The following is a 13,556-nucleotide window of genomic DNA, read 5'->3' on the forward strand; positions in this document are numbered from 1 at the left end:
CGGGGCGTATGCCCGCCCCGTCTTTCCCTTCTTCCCCCGCAAGCCGCCCGCCGCCGCTAGCGCGGCTCCAGCCACGCGGCCTTGCGCCGGGCCGGCGCATCGCTGCCGCTGCTGCCGCCGCCCAGCACCTCGATCATGTAATCGACGAACGACGCGATCCGCGACGAAATCGCGGTATTGCGGTAGTACACCGCATGGATCGGCTGCTCGACGTCGAGCGTCTGGCGCGTGAGCACCTGCACGAGCCGCCCCGCTTCGCGATCCTGCCCGGTCATGAAATCCGACAGGCAGACGATTCCCGCGCCGTCCAGCGCGAGCTGCCGCAGCGTCTCGCCGCTCGACGACCAGATGCCCGGCTCGATGCGGCACGGCTCGCCGTCGGCGCCGAGGATCGGCCACACGTTCAGCGATTCGGGCTGCGTGAAGCCGAGCAGCGTGTGCTTGCCGAGATCCTCGACCTTGCGCGGCTGGCCGTGCGCTTCGACATACGCGGGGCTCGCGAGGATGCGCAGCCGGCTGTTGCCGATGCGCCGGCTGTGCAGCGTCGAATCCTTCAACCGGCCGATCCGGATCGCGACATCGGTGCGCCGCTCCAGCAGGTCGATGATTCCTTCGTTGCTGTTCAGCTCCAGCTCGACTTTCGGGAAGCGTTCGCGATAGCCGCGCACGAGCGGCACGATCACGTGCAGCATGAACGGCGTCGCGGCGTCGACGCGCAGGCGCCCCGACGGCATCTCGCGGCGCGCGAGCATCTGCTCTTCCGCGTTCTCGACCGATTCGATGATCGCGCGCGCGTCCTGCAGGAATGCGCGCCCTTCCTCGGTCAGTTCGAGCCGGCGCGTAGTCCGGCGCAGCAGCGTGGTCTTCAGCTTCTCCTCGAGCCGCGCGAGCGTGCGGCTCGCCGCCGAAACCGTGAGGTCGAGCTGCTGGGCGGCAGCGGTGATCGAACCGGTGTCGACCACGGCGGCAAAGGCCTGGAGTTCGTCGAGCGTGACTTTCATTGTTGATCTGAAATCAAAACAATTTGGTTTATAGACCAGTTTTTCAGCAAAAGTAAAGGCGGCACACTGCGATCCATCCTTACTGGAACCAGGATCCCATCATGCCACTCGCCCTGCTAGCGCTGACCATCAGCGCGTTTGCCATCGGCACCACCGAATTCGTGATCGTCGGGCTGATCCCGACGATCGGCGCCGACCTCGGCGTCAGCCTGCCGTCGGCCGGGCTGCTCGTCAGCCTGTACGCGCTGAGCGTCGCCATCGGCGCGCCGCTCCTGACCGCGCTCACCGGCCGCGTGCCGCGCAAGACGCTGCTCGCCGCGCTGATGGCGCTGTTCACCGTCGGCAACCTCGTCGCATGGCAGGCGCCCGGCTACGAATCGCTGATCGTTGCGCGCATCCTCACCGGCCTCGCGCACGGCGTGTTCTTCTCGGTCGGCTCGATCATCGCGACCACGCTGGTGCCGAAGGACAAGGCGGCCAGCGCGATCGCGACGATGTTCAGCGGGATGACCGTCGCGTTCGTCGCCGGCATTCCGCTCGGCACCTTCATCGGCCAGCACTTCGGCTGGCGCGCGACGTTCCTGATCGTCGCGCTGTTCGGCCTCGTCGCGTTCCTTGGCGCGGTCGCGTTCGTGCCGCGCGCCCTGCCGCAAACGCCGCCGGCGCCGCTCGCCCGCCAGCTGCGCGTGCTCACGCAGCCGCGCCTGCTGCTCGTCTTTGCGATGACGGCCGTCGGCTACGGCGGCTCGCTGATCGCGTTCACGTACATGGCGCCGCTGCTCGAACAGATCGCCGGCTTCACGCCGTCGCAGGTCAGCCTCGTGCTCGTCGGCTACGGCGTGTCGGTCGCGTTCGGCAACGTCTGGGGCGGCAAGCTCGCGGACGCCGTCGGCCCCGTGAAGGCGCTCAAGCGGATCTTCCTGCTGCTCGCGATCGTGCTGCTCGCGCTGACCTTCACGATCCACGTCAAATGGCTCGCGGTGCTGACGATGCTCGCGTGGGGCGCGGTCGCGTTCGGCAACGTGCCGGGGCTGCAGGTGTACGTCGTCAAGCAGGCGCGCCACTTCGCGCCGGACGCCACCGACGTCGCATCGGGCTTCAACATCGCCGCGTTCAATCTCGGCGTCGCCGGCGGCTCGTCGCTCGGCGGCCTGATCGTCGCGAACGTCGGCCTCGGCCACACGCCGTGGATCGCCGCGGTCGTCACGCTCGGCGCGTTCGCGCTCACCGCGCTGAGCGGCCGTCTCGACCGCCACCAAGGGCTGCCGGCACGCACGGCCGAACCCGTCGAACTCGCCCATTGAACGTCACACCCTTTTTGCAGGAGCTGATCAGCATGAACGCATCGACCCAGCGTCCGCCGTTCGCCGGCAAGACCTTCGAAGTCCGTTACGACGGCCTCGCCGCGCTCAACGCGTATGACGATGACGGCCGCCGCATGCGCTACGAGATCACCGAAGGCGCATACGCCGGCGCGAAGGGCGAAGTCGCCTGCACGTGGCAGCACATCGCCGGCGAAACCTACGCGATCTCGTGGCAGGAAGCCGACCGCGCGACGGTCGTGCACATCGACGATTTCGCCGCCGGCACGTCGCGCTCGTTCTTCACCGCGTCGTCGCTCGATTTCTACCGGCTCGAAGGCAGCCTGCGCGCGGTCTGAACGGAGCCCGACCATGTCCACTTCACTCGACAAACTCGCCGACGGCGGCTTCAGCGTCGGCATCGAACTGCCGCTCGACAACGACTGGTCGCCGGCCGGCGACGCGAAGCGCCAACACGACGGCCGCCGCCCCGGCGTGCCGGACCTCGCCATCCACGCGGAGCTCGCGCAACTGGCCGACACGCTCGGCTTCCGCGCGCTCTGGGTGCGCGACGTGCCGGTGTACGACCCGTCGTTCGGCGACGCCGCGCAGGTGTTCGAGACGTTCTCGTATCTCGGCTACCTCGCCGGCATCACGCGCGACATCCTGCTCGGCACGGCGGCCGTCGTGCTGCCGCTGCGCGAACCGCTGCTGACGCTGAAATCGGCCGCGACGATCCAGGAACTGAGTGGCGGCCGCCTGCTGCTCGGCGTCGCGAGCGGCGACCGGCCGGTCGAATATCCGCTGTTCGGCCGCGACTTCGCATCGCGCGGCGCGAATTTCCGCGACCAGATCGCACTGCTGCGCGACGGCGCGCGCGGGCATCTGCCGCCCGGCCTCGACGTGCTGCCGGCCGCCCGTTCGCCGGTGCCGCTGCTCGTCGCGGGTCTCGCACAGCAGACGCCCGCATGGATCGGCGAGCACATGGACGGCTGCCTCGCGTATCCGGGCACGCCGGCCGACCACGCGCAGCGCGCCGCGAACTGGCGCGCCGTGGCAGGCGACAAGCCGTATGTGAGCTTCATCCACCTCGACCTCGCGGAAGACCCGCACGAACCGCTGCAGCGGCACCGCTTCGGCGCCTGCGCGGGACGCATCGCACTGACCGAAGAACTCGCGGCGATGCGCGACGCCGGCGTGCGGCACATCGGCCTGCATTTCCGCCGCAACCGCCGTCCGCTCGACGAGACGATGGCCGAGATCGCAGCGGAGGTGCTGCCGGCGTTCCATGCGAATGCGAACACGAGCGCGAGCGCGAGCGCGCAAACACGCGTCGCATAAGGCCGGCATCGGCCCGCAGCGGGCCCGGCTCTCAACCGATATTTGAATTCAAATCAAATATTTTTGACCTCTAAAGGCGTTTATCTCATCAGTCTCAAACGCCAGAATGACTCGCATACCGCAACCGTTCCCCTCTCCCTGGAGCACACGATGAGCAAGATTCCCGCATTCGGCCTCGGCACCTTCCGCCTGCAAGGCCAGGTCGTCATCGACTCGGTCCGCAACGGCCTCGAGGTCGGCTACCGCGCGATCGACACCGCGCAGATCTACGGCAACGAAGCCGAGGTCGGCGAAGCGATCGCCGCATCGGGCGTGCGCCGCGAGGACCTGTTCCTGACCACCAAGATCTGGGTCGACAACTACGCGCCGAACAAGCTCGTGCCGAGCCTCGAAGAGAGCCTGCGCAAGCTGCGCACCGACCACGTCGACCTGACGCTGATCCACTGGCCGGCCCCGGACAACGGCGTCGCGCTCGACACGTTCATGACCGCGCTCGCCGATGCGAAGGAAAAGGGCCTCACGCGCCGGATCGGCATCTCGAACTTCAACATCGCACTGACGAAGGAAGCGATCGCGGCCGTCGGCAAGGATGCGATCGCGACGAACCAGATCGAACTGAGCCCGTACCTGCAGAACCGCAAGCTCGTCGAGTTCCTGAACGGCGAAGGCATCCACGTGACGTCGTACATGACGCTCGCGTACGGCAAGGTGCTCGGCGACCCGGTGATCGGCGCGATCGCGCAACGTCATCACGCGACGCCCGCACAGGTCGCACTCGCGTGGGCGCTGCAGCTCGGCTACTCGGTGATTCCGTCGTCGACGAAGCGCGAGAACCTCGCAAGCAACCTGCTCGCACAGACGCTGCGCCTGACCGACGAAGACATGGCGCAAATCGCCGCGCTCGACCGCAACGGCCGCGAAGTCGACCCGGCCGGCCTCGCGCCGAAGTGGGACTAAGCGCGCCGCACTCTCGATCGACCCGTCCGCGGCCATCCGGCCGCGGCACCGACAGGAATTCATCATGACCCAGGACCCGCTTTTCCAACCGCTGCGACTCGGCACGCTGACGCTGCCGAACCGCATCGTGATGCCGCCGATGACGCGTTCGCGCGCAAGCCAGCCCGGCGACGAAGCCAACGAACTGATGGCCGCGTATTACGCGCAGCGCGCGAGTGCGGGCCTGATCGTCAGCGAAGGCACCTATATCGCGCCGCTCGGCAAGGGCTACGCGTGGACGCCCGGCATCCACACGCCGTCGCAGGTCGCCGGCTGGCGCAAGGTGACGGACGCCGTGCATGCCGCGCACGGCCGCATCTTCGCGCAGCTGTGGCACGTCGGCCGGCTCAGCCACACGAGCCTGCTCGGCGGCCGGCAACCCGTGTCGTCGTCGCCGATCCAGGCGAAGGGCGTGAACGTGTTCATCGCCGGTGAAGACGGCAGCACGCCGGGCTTCGTGCAGGCGTCCGAGCCGCGCGCGCTGACGGTCGACGAGATCAGCGAGATCATCGGCCAGTACCGCGCCGCCGCGCGCCACGCGATCGAAGCCGGCTTCGACGGCGTCGAGCTGCACGGCGCGAACGGCTATCTCGTGAACCAGTTCATCGATTCGAACGCGAACACGCGCACCGACGCGTACGGCGGCTCGCTGGAAAACCGGCTGCGCTTCCTGCGCGAAGTCGCGCAGGCGCTGATCGAAGGCACCGGCGACGCGTCGCGCGTCGGCATCCGCCTGGCGCCGCTGACCACGCTGAACGGCTGCGTCGACGACGATCCGGAAACGACCTACCTCGCCGCCGCGAAGCTGCTCGGCGAACTCGGCGTCGGCTACCTGCACATCGCGGAAGCCGACTGGGACGACGCACCGCTGATGCCGGTCGAATTCAAGCGGCAACTGCGCGCCGCGTACCCGGGCGTGCTGATCTACGCCGGTGCATACACCGCCGAGCGTGCGCGCGAAGCGATCGCCGCCGGCTGGGCCGACCTCGTCGCATTCGGCCGCCCGTTCGTCGCGAACCCCGACCTGCCCGAGCGCCTGCGCACCGGCGCCGCGCTCACGCCGCACGACCGCAACACGCTGTTCGGCGGCGGCGCACAGGGCCTGACGGACTATCCGACGCTCGCGCAAGCCGCCGCGTGAACGATCCACAGGAATCCGACATGAGAATCACGCTCCCTTCCCGCCTGGGTTTCGGCACGGCGCCGCTGGGCAACATGTATCGCGACATCCCGAACGAAGAAGCACTGGCCACGGTCGACGCGGCCTGGGAAAGCGGTATCCGCTACTTCGACGCCGCGCCGCTGTATGGCGCGGGCCTCGCCGAGCTGCGCCTCGGCGAAGCGCTCGCAGGCCGTCCGCGCGACGAATATTCGCTCGGCACGAAGGTCGGCCGGCTGGTCCTCGACGAACACGAGGACGCGTCGCAGCGCGATCTCGGCGAGAAGGGCGGACTGTTCCGCCATGGCCTGCCGAACAAGATCGTCTACGACTACACCGAGGATGGCACGCTGCGCTCGATCGAAGCGAGCCTCGAGCGGCTGCGCACCGACCGGCTCGACACCGTGTGGATCCACGATCCGGCCATCGACTTCCACGGCGAGCGCTGGCTCGACGTGTTCGACGTCGCGATGTCGGGCGCGGCGAAGGCGCTCACGCGGCTGCGCGACGAGAAGGTCATCAAGGGCTGGGGCCTCGGCGTGAACCGCGTCGAGCCGTGCGAGCTCGCACTCGAACGCTCGGATCCCGACGGCTTCCTGCTCGCCGGCCGCTACACGCTGCTCGACCATGCGGGCGCGCTCGAACGGCTGATGCCGGAAAGCGCCGCGCGCGGGCTCGGCATCATCGTCGGCGGTCCGTACAATTCCGGCGTGCTCGCCGGCGGCACCCATTTCGAGTATCAGCCGGCGACGCAGGACATGCTCGATCGCGTTGCGCGCATCCGGCAGATCGTCGAACGCTTCGGTGTGGACGTCCGCGCGGTGGCGCTGCAGTTCTCGCTCGCACATCCGGCCGTCGCGGCCGTGATCCCCGGCGCCAGCCGGCCCGATCGCATCGACGAGAACCTGCGGCTTGCCGCGACGCCGATTCCGTCCGAACTGTGGGACGAGCTGAAGGCCGAGCACCTGATCGCCGAACACGCGCCGACGCCGGCCGGCGCGGCCTGAGTCGCTTCCGCACAACCGCCGCGACGAGCGGCCGCGCATAGCCATTCGGTCGCAATCGCGGCGACTATCGCCGCGATTGCCATTTCCGAATTGCAGCCTGCGCCATCCGCGTCTAGCGTTTACGGGATCGACTCCGCACGACCGTCACCCGAGCTGAAAGGACGCCCCGCCATGCCAAGCCGCTCCCCGAAACGCGACATGCTGCTGGCCCTCGCGGCCTGCCTTTCCGTCGCGGCTATCACGTTGCCGGCTTACGCCGAAGATGCGGCCGGTCTCGCGCCGCCCGAGCCTGCGACGCCGGTACTGTCGACCACCGCGACCGGCGTGCAGATCTACGCATGCGAATACGACAATGAACACCGGCTCGCGTGGACATTCCAGCGCCCGGAGGCGATGCTGTTCGACGCCGGCGGCACGCTCGTCGTCCGACACGGCGCGGGGCCGTCGTGGGAAGCGCTCGACGGCAGCCGCATTACCGGCAAGAAACTCGCGGAAGCGCCGAGCGCACGCCCGAACAGCATTCCGCAACTGCTGCTCGCCGCAACGCCGGCTGCAACCGGCACGCTGGCCGGCGTGCGCTTCGTGCAGCGGCTCGATACCGCGGGCGGCACGCCGCCGGCCGCAACGTGCGCGACCGAACATGCGATCGGCCGCTTCCCGTACTTTGCGCGCTATGTGTTCCTGAAGTGATGCGTACGGCGCCTGAAGCGCCGGGCGCCATCCTGCCACCCGCCGTCACGCATCCATTTAATCAGTTTTCCTATCTTTGATGAATGGAAGCATGAAATCGTCCGTGCCATCGTTACGGCTGCAACGTGCTCAGCGTATCCGCATCGACAGCTCGACATCGCCGCCGAACGGCACCGACAGATAGCCGTTTTCCGGTGCGCGCACATAAGCGAGGTAGTCGGGGCTGTATTCCGCGTTGTCGGCGACGACGAACGCACCCGTCCCGAGCCGCGGTTCGACCAGCGCGAGTATCTCGGGATACAGCGCCTTCGCGCCGTCGAGCAGCAGCAGGTCGACCGTATCCGGAAGCTCGGCGGCCAGCGTGCGCAGCGCATCGCCTTCGCGAATCTCCACGAGATCGGCAAGCCCGGCGGCCGTCAGGTTCGCCCGCGCGCGCACGACCTTCGACGGCTCGAACTCGCTCGTGATCAGCCGGCCGCCGCCGTTGTCGCGCAGCGCGGCCGCGAGATGCAGCGTCGAAATGCCGAACGACGTGCCGAATTCGACGATCGCCCGCGCGCCGCGGCTGCGCGCGAGCATGTACAGCAGCGTGCCCGTCTCGCGCGATACGGCGAGCGGGTAATCCTTCAGGCGCGCATAAAAATCGGCGTAGTCGGTCTTGCTGCGCATCAGCCGCGCGTGCTCGTCGTGCGACAGGTCGGCAAAGTCCGGGCTCGTCGCGGGCGACGACGCGTCGGCCTCGCCGAACAGGCGCTCCAGCAGCGAGGCAAGCGGGTCGAGAATCAGGGTGGTCATGCGAATCTCCGGTATCGGGTTGAGTGCGTCGTTGCACCCGATTAGAATATGACGAACTATTCAGGTTTTACTATTCGCATTGGCAAACCGCTCATGACCGACCGCCGAAACACCCGGATCGCCACGCGCAAACAGCCCCAGCAGGCGCGCTCGACCCGCCTCGTCGAGGACGTCCTCCAGGCCGCTGTTCAGGTTTTGGCCAGCGAAGGCGCGCAGCGCTTCACGATGGCGCGCGTCGCCGAGCGCGCCGGCGTGAGCGTCGGTTCGCTGTATCAGTACTTCCCGAACAAGGCGGCCGTGCTGTTCCGGCTCCAGCACGACGAATGGCGGCAAACGACCGAGATGCTGTGCGGCATACTGCAAGACACGCAGAAGACGCCGCCCGAGCGGCTGCGCACTGCCGTCCACGCGTTCATCCGTTCGGAATGCGACGAGGCGAGCATGCGCATCGCACTCGACGACGCCGCGCCGCTCTATCGCGACGCGCCCGAGGCGCAGGAAGTGAAGGCCGAGGGCAACCGGATCTTCAGCGCGTTCATGCGCGAAGCGCTGCCCGACGTGTCCGACACCACCCATGCGCTCGCCTGCGAGCTGATCAAGACGACGCTCACGACGGGCGGCAAAGCGTTCTCCGAAACCGAGCGCACGCCGGCAGAAATCGAAGCCTATTCGGTCGCGATGTCCGACATGTTCTGCGCGTATCTCGAGCAGCTCGCGCACAGCTGACGCATGGAAGGACGCAAGAAGCACATGCTCACGGCAGCCGTATCGTCCGGATACAGTTTGCGCGCGCCCGCGAATCGCGTCACGCACCCCCATTTCCACCGGCCTTCGCGGCCGCAATGAAAGATATTTGCAATATTCGAGGCACCTCCCGCTTCGACCCAGCCCGCCGACCCCGCATTCAAATAGTCGCCTTAACGGATTCGAACTAGGCGTATACACGCGTTCCGGCACGACGAAGCCCCGTTTCACGCCGATATAAGCGCTGCGACATGCGCTGCATGCTCTTCCCCCAATGGGACGTGATGAGCCGTTCGCCTAACCTTCGCTACGGCAAAGCACACGTGACGGGGTCGACCACACCGCGCATCGTACGACGCGACACGCTCGCGATCGTTTCGATTCGCGCGTAACGACACGGATCGCGCGTCATTCGTCCCCACGACGTTGCCGACAATTCCAACCAGATTCGAGACACCCTGACGACGGTTCGCTACGGGCCGTTTCAGCATGCTGATAAAGGAGCAAGCTCATGAGTGATACCCCGGTGCAGCCGACGGTCGGCGTCGGCGCGGAAGAAATTGACTTTGGCACCACGGGAGTCATCGACCGGTACTTCGGCATTTCGTCGCGCGGCAGCACGCAGCGCCGCGAAATCATTGCCGGCGTGACCACGTTCCTCGCGATGGTCTATTCCGTGTTCGTCGTGCCCGGCATGTTCGGCAAGGCCGGCTTCGACACGAGCGCCGTATTCGTCGCGGTCTGCCTCACCACCGCGTTCGGCTCGCTGCTGATGGGCCTGTGGGCGAAGCTGCCGATCGCGATCGGCTGCGCGATCTCGCTGACCGCGTTCACCGCGTTCGGCCTCGTGCTCGGCAAGGGGCTGCATCCGACGGTCGCGCTCGGCGCCGTGTTCCTGATGGGCCTCGTGTTCACGGGCATCTCGGTCACCGGCGTGCGCTCGTGGATCCTGCGCAATCTGCCCGCGGGCGTCGCGCACGGCACCGGCATCGGCATCGGCCTGTTCCTGCTGCTGATCGCGTCGAACGACGTCGGCCTCGTGATCAAGAATCCGGGCGCCGGCCTGCCGGTCTCGCTCGGCCAGATCACCGCATTCCCGGTCATCATGTCGGTCGTCGGCCTCGCCGCGATCTTCGGCCTCGAAAAGCGTCGCGTGCCGGGTGGCATCCTGCTCGTCGTGATCGCGATCTCGGCGTTCGGCCTCGTGTTCGACCCGGCCGTGAAATACCACGGCATCTTCGCGCTGCCGTCGCTGAGCGCACCGGGCCATGCGTCGCTGATCGGCGCGATGGACATCAAGGGCGCGCTGTCGATGGCCGTGCTGCCGAGCGTGCTGGCGCTGGTGATGACCGCCGTGTTCGACGCGACCGGCACGATCCGCGCGGTCGCCGGGCAGGCCGGCCAGCTCGACGAGAACGGCCGCATCATCAACGGCGGCCGCGCGCTGACCGCCGATTCGATCAGCTCGATCTTCTCCGGCTTCCTCGGCGGCGCGCCGGCGGCGGCCTACATCGAATCGAGCGTCGGCGTGGCCGCCGGCGCGAAGACGGGCCTCGCGGCAGCCGTGGTCGGCCTGCTGTTCCTCGTCGTGATGTTCTTCTCGCCGCTCGCGGGCCTCGTGCCGTCGTACGCCACCGCACCCGCGCTGATGTACGTCGGCCTGCTGATGCTCGGCAGCGTGAGCAAGCTGCACATGGACGACATGGTCGACGCGATGTCGGGCCTCGTGTGCGCGGTGTTCATCGTGCTGACCGCGAACATCGTGACGGGCATCATGCTCGGCTTCTCGACGCTGGTGATCGGCCGCATCGCGAGCGGCGAATTCCGCAAGCTCAACGTCGGCACCGTGCTGATCGCGGCCGTACTCGTCACGTTCTATCTCGGCGGCTGGGCAATCTGACCGCGGATCATGCGCGACGTCGCCGGCAGAAGGACGGCGCGCATCGGGGCGACAACGTCTCCTCCACCATCATCGTTGATGGTCTCCAGGCCTGGGAACGCGAGTTTCCAGGCTTTTTTTGTCGATGCGGCGCGGTGCGATGCGCATCGCCGAAGCGGCGCGGCGCGAATTCGCGCCCGGTGCTACGATCGAGCTTTGCCTTCAGGAGCCGCCATGAACGCGCTCGGCATCGTCTCCGAATCGAGCACCCGGACCTCGGCGCGCAAGCCGCCGTTCATCCCGTCGTTCGGCTTCCACGAAGTGCACGAATCGCGGCCGATCCATGCGTCGCCGGCCCGCATCATCGACGCGGTCGCGTCGCTCGACATGCGCGCCGATCCGGTCATCGATGCACTGATGACGGTGCGCGAATTCCCGACGGCCATCGTCGACACGCTTCGCAACGGGCCGGCCCGAGGCGAACGCGCGCGTTTCGGTTTCCACACGTTCACGCTGCTTCACCGGGACGACACGTCGCTGTCGCTCGGTCTCGTCGGACGCTTCTGGCGCCCGACGACCGACGTGCGCGCCATCGCCGATGCAACGGCCTTCGTCCGCCACGACGACCCGCGCGACGCGAAGCTGGTGCTCCGGTTCGAAGTCGTCGGGCTGGCATCGGGTGCGTACATCCTGCGTACCGAAACCTTCATCCACTGCCCGATCGCACGGACGCGGCGGCTGTTTACGCCGTACTGGCTCGCGATCCGGCTGGGGAGCGGGTGGATCCGGCGCCGCATGCTGGCGACGGTCGAAACGGCGCTGGCATAAGCCAACGCATCAAAACGGCTTGATCACGACCAGGCCGACGACGATCCCCGTCGCGACCACGACAGCGCCCGCTGCCTGACCGAGCCATTGCGCGGGCACGACGACGAGATCGTCGCGCTCCATGCGCCGCAACGTGCCGGCCAGCATCCCGTGCAGCGCCGACAGCGCGACGACGACCGCGAGCTTCACCGACAGCCACGCAGCGCCGAACCAGTGTCCGCTCAGCGCGATCGCAATCCCCGTGATCCAGACGAGTGCGAGCGCGGGCACCGTCACCGAACGATCCCAGCGCCGCACCGCGCGATGCACGGCGAGGTTGGCGATACGGACGCCGACGGACAGCATCAGCAGCCCGCCGACGAACGTGACGACGGCGACGACGTGCGCGGCCTTGAGCAGCAGGTAGATCATTGCGCGTGCCTCCTGCGCGCGATCCAACCGGCGCTCGCCAGCCCCGCGAACGGCACGACGGCCGACAGCACGAGCCGCGCGACGTCGCCCTTGCTCCACAGCCCGCTCGACGCGGTGCCGACAACCGCCCACACGTATATCGCGAACGCGATGCCGTGAATCGGCCCCATGATCGACACCGCCACCGGATAACCGGCCAGATGCTTGAGCGGCACCGCAATGCACACCAGCACGACGAGCGTGGTCGCCTCCAGCAGCGACAGGTATTGCAGGTTGCGCAACGCATTGCGATCGTCTTGTTTCATCGATGGGCCCCCAAGGTTGGTCAGCCGCAATTATGGCGTGTGGTACGGGCCCGATCCATTGGCTAGAATGCCATCTTTAAACGGATTCTGGCCACAACCTCGAACGCCATGCATACGGTCGCCGTCCTCGCTTTGCCCGATGTCGTCCCGTTCGATCTGGGCGTCGCATGCGACACGTTCGCGCGCGTGCGTTCGCCCGGCGTCGAGCATGCGTACCGCGTGCGCGTGTGCAGCGAGCATGCGCGCGTCGCCGGCGACCTGTTCGAACTGCGGCCCGCGTTTCGTCTCGATGCGCTCGCCGACGCCGACACGATCGTCGTCCCCGGCACGTCCGTGCCGCTTGCGCCTACGTCGCGCCGCGTGATCGCGGCCCTGCGCGCGGCGGCCGCGCGCGGTTGCCGGATTGCGTCGATCTGCAGCGGCGCGTTCGTGCTCGCGGAAGCCGGGCTGCTCGACGGCCTGCGCGCGACGACGCACTGGCTGGCGGCCGGCGAACTCGCGCGCCGCTACCCGAACGTGACGGTCGACCCGAACGTGCTGTTCATCGACAACGGGCAGATCCTGACGTCGGCCGGCGCAGCGGCCGGCCTCGATCTGTGCCTGCACATGATCCAGGCCGACTACGGCGCGGCGGTTGCCGTCGACGCCGCACGCTACGCGGTGGCGCCGCGCGTCCGCGAAGGCGGGCAGGCGCAGTTCATCGCGCCGGAATGGCCGGCCGGCACCGACGGGCTGCAGAGCCTGATGGACTGGCTGCAGGCCAACCTGCACAAGCCGCTCACGCTCGACGCGATAGCCCGCAAGGCGTCGACGAGCGTGCGCACGCTGACGCGGCGCTTTCAGGAGCAGACGGGCACGTCGCCGCGGCAATGGCTGCAGACCGCACGCGTCAGGCATGCGCAGCAATTGCTGGAAGTCACGGAGCTGTCGATCGAACATGTGGCAACGGAGGCCGGGTTCGGTTCCGTCACCGCGTTTCGCGAGCGGTTCGCGCGCATCGTCGGCACGTCGCCGCAGCGGTATCGTCACGCGTTCCGCGCGCGGTCCGGCGCATGACGCTCGCTGCGCATCGGCACCCGACGCTTCGCCCCGGCGACGT

The 13,556-nt window shown here is 67.8% G+C and carries 15 protein-coding genes; 11 read left to right on the top strand and 4 right to left on the bottom strand.

The features are described from left to right. Positions 1–56 precede the first annotated feature (56 nt). Positions 57–1,001, bottom strand: a complete 945-nt coding sequence (locus ACM6JT_RS18710) for a LysR substrate-binding domain-containing protein (protein WP_414857024.1) — start codon at positions 999–1,001, stop codon at positions 57–59. Between the two features lie 101 nt (positions 1,002–1,102). On the opposite strand from ACM6JT_RS18710, the gene ACM6JT_RS18715 reads away from it, so the two are divergent. The 7 genes from ACM6JT_RS18715 (at position 1,103) to ACM6JT_RS18745 (ending at position 7,495) form a co-directional block, all read left to right on the top strand. Next, positions 1,103–2,305 carry an MFS transporter gene (locus ACM6JT_RS18715; RefSeq protein WP_034181723.1) on the top strand — a complete coding sequence of 401 codons (1,203 nt, stop codon included), beginning with the start codon at positions 1,103–1,105 and terminating at the stop codon, positions 2,303–2,305. Positions 2,306–2,337: 32 nt separating this feature from the next. Further along, a complete protein-coding gene (locus ACM6JT_RS18720; RefSeq protein WP_414857025.1) occupies positions 2,338–2,661 on the top strand; it encodes a MoaF-related domain-containing protein in 324 nt (107 codons plus the stop codon). A 13-nt stretch (positions 2,662–2,674) separates the two neighbouring features. Continuing rightward, on the top strand, positions 2,675–3,643 hold the full coding sequence (locus tag ACM6JT_RS18725; RefSeq protein WP_414857026.1) for an LLM class oxidoreductase: 969 nt from the start codon (positions 2,675–2,677) through the stop codon (positions 3,641–3,643). A gap of 150 nt (positions 3,644–3,793) precedes the next feature. Further along, positions 3,794–4,600: a 2,5-didehydrogluconate reductase DkgB gene (gene dkgB / locus ACM6JT_RS18730; protein WP_407971899.1), complete on the top strand. Its 807-nt coding sequence runs from the start codon at positions 3,794–3,796 to the stop codon at positions 4,598–4,600. Between the two features lie 64 nt (positions 4,601–4,664). Further along, positions 4,665–5,780, top strand: a complete 1,116-nt coding sequence (locus tag ACM6JT_RS18735; protein WP_414857027.1) for an alkene reductase — start codon at positions 4,665–4,667, stop codon at positions 5,778–5,780. Positions 5,781–5,800: 20 nt separating this feature from the next. Continuing rightward, entirely contained in the window at positions 5,801–6,805 is a 1,005-nt protein-coding gene (locus ACM6JT_RS18740; RefSeq protein WP_105391065.1) for an aldo/keto reductase, read from the top strand. Between the two features lie 171 nt (positions 6,806–6,976). Then, positions 6,977–7,495: a DUF3455 domain-containing protein gene (locus tag ACM6JT_RS18745; protein ID WP_414857028.1), complete on the top strand. Its 519-nt coding sequence runs from the start codon at positions 6,977–6,979 to the stop codon at positions 7,493–7,495. A 129-nt stretch (positions 7,496–7,624) separates the two neighbouring features. Here ACM6JT_RS18745 and ACM6JT_RS18750 read toward each other — a convergent pair whose 3' ends face one another. Beyond that, on the bottom strand, positions 7,625–8,290 hold the full coding sequence (locus ACM6JT_RS18750; protein WP_175749559.1) for an O-methyltransferase: 666 nt from the start codon (positions 8,288–8,290) through the stop codon (positions 7,625–7,627). Positions 8,291–8,338: 48 nt separating this feature from the next. On the opposite strand from ACM6JT_RS18750, the gene ACM6JT_RS18755 reads away from it, so the two are divergent. The 3 genes from ACM6JT_RS18755 (at position 8,339) to ACM6JT_RS18765 (ending at position 11,741) form a co-directional block, all read left to right on the top strand. Then, a complete protein-coding gene (locus tag ACM6JT_RS18755) occupies positions 8,339–9,016 on the top strand; it encodes a TetR family transcriptional regulator (RefSeq protein ID WP_131949154.1) in 678 nt (225 codons plus the stop codon). A 529-nt stretch (positions 9,017–9,545) separates the two neighbouring features. After that, on the top strand, positions 9,546–10,934 hold the full coding sequence (locus ACM6JT_RS18760) for an NCS2 family permease (protein WP_414857029.1): 1,389 nt from the start codon (positions 9,546–9,548) through the stop codon (positions 10,932–10,934). A gap of 213 nt (positions 10,935–11,147) precedes the next feature. Continuing rightward, on the top strand, positions 11,148–11,741 hold the full coding sequence (locus tag ACM6JT_RS18765; protein WP_034181714.1) for a hypothetical protein: 594 nt from the start codon (positions 11,148–11,150) through the stop codon (positions 11,739–11,741). Between the two features lie 9 nt (positions 11,742–11,750). Here the strand turns inward: ACM6JT_RS18765 and ACM6JT_RS18770 are convergent, their stop codons facing one another. Together ACM6JT_RS18770 and ACM6JT_RS18775 are read right to left on the bottom strand one after the other, a co-directional pair. Next, a complete protein-coding gene (locus tag ACM6JT_RS18770) occupies positions 11,751–12,152 on the bottom strand; it encodes a CopD family protein (RefSeq protein WP_034181829.1) in 402 nt (133 codons plus the stop codon). Continuing rightward, positions 12,149–12,457 carry a DUF3817 domain-containing protein gene (locus ACM6JT_RS18775; RefSeq protein WP_414857030.1) on the bottom strand — a complete coding sequence of 103 codons (309 nt, stop codon included), beginning with the start codon at positions 12,455–12,457 and terminating at the stop codon, positions 12,149–12,151. Before ACM6JT_RS18775 ends, ACM6JT_RS18770 begins: the two co-directional genes overlap by 4 nt. Before the next feature lie 108 nt (positions 12,458–12,565). Between ACM6JT_RS18775 and ACM6JT_RS18780 the strand changes: the two genes are divergently transcribed. After that, a complete protein-coding gene (locus ACM6JT_RS18780) occupies positions 12,566–13,513 on the top strand; it encodes a GlxA family transcriptional regulator (protein WP_414857031.1) in 948 nt (315 codons plus the stop codon). Positions 13,514–13,556 lie beyond the last annotated feature (43 nt).

This window comes from Burkholderia sp. IT-111MI5 (assembly GCF_949752865.1).
Classification (GTDB): domain Bacteria; phylum Pseudomonadota; class Gammaproteobacteria; order Burkholderiales; family Burkholderiaceae; genus Burkholderia; species Burkholderia pyrrocinia_C.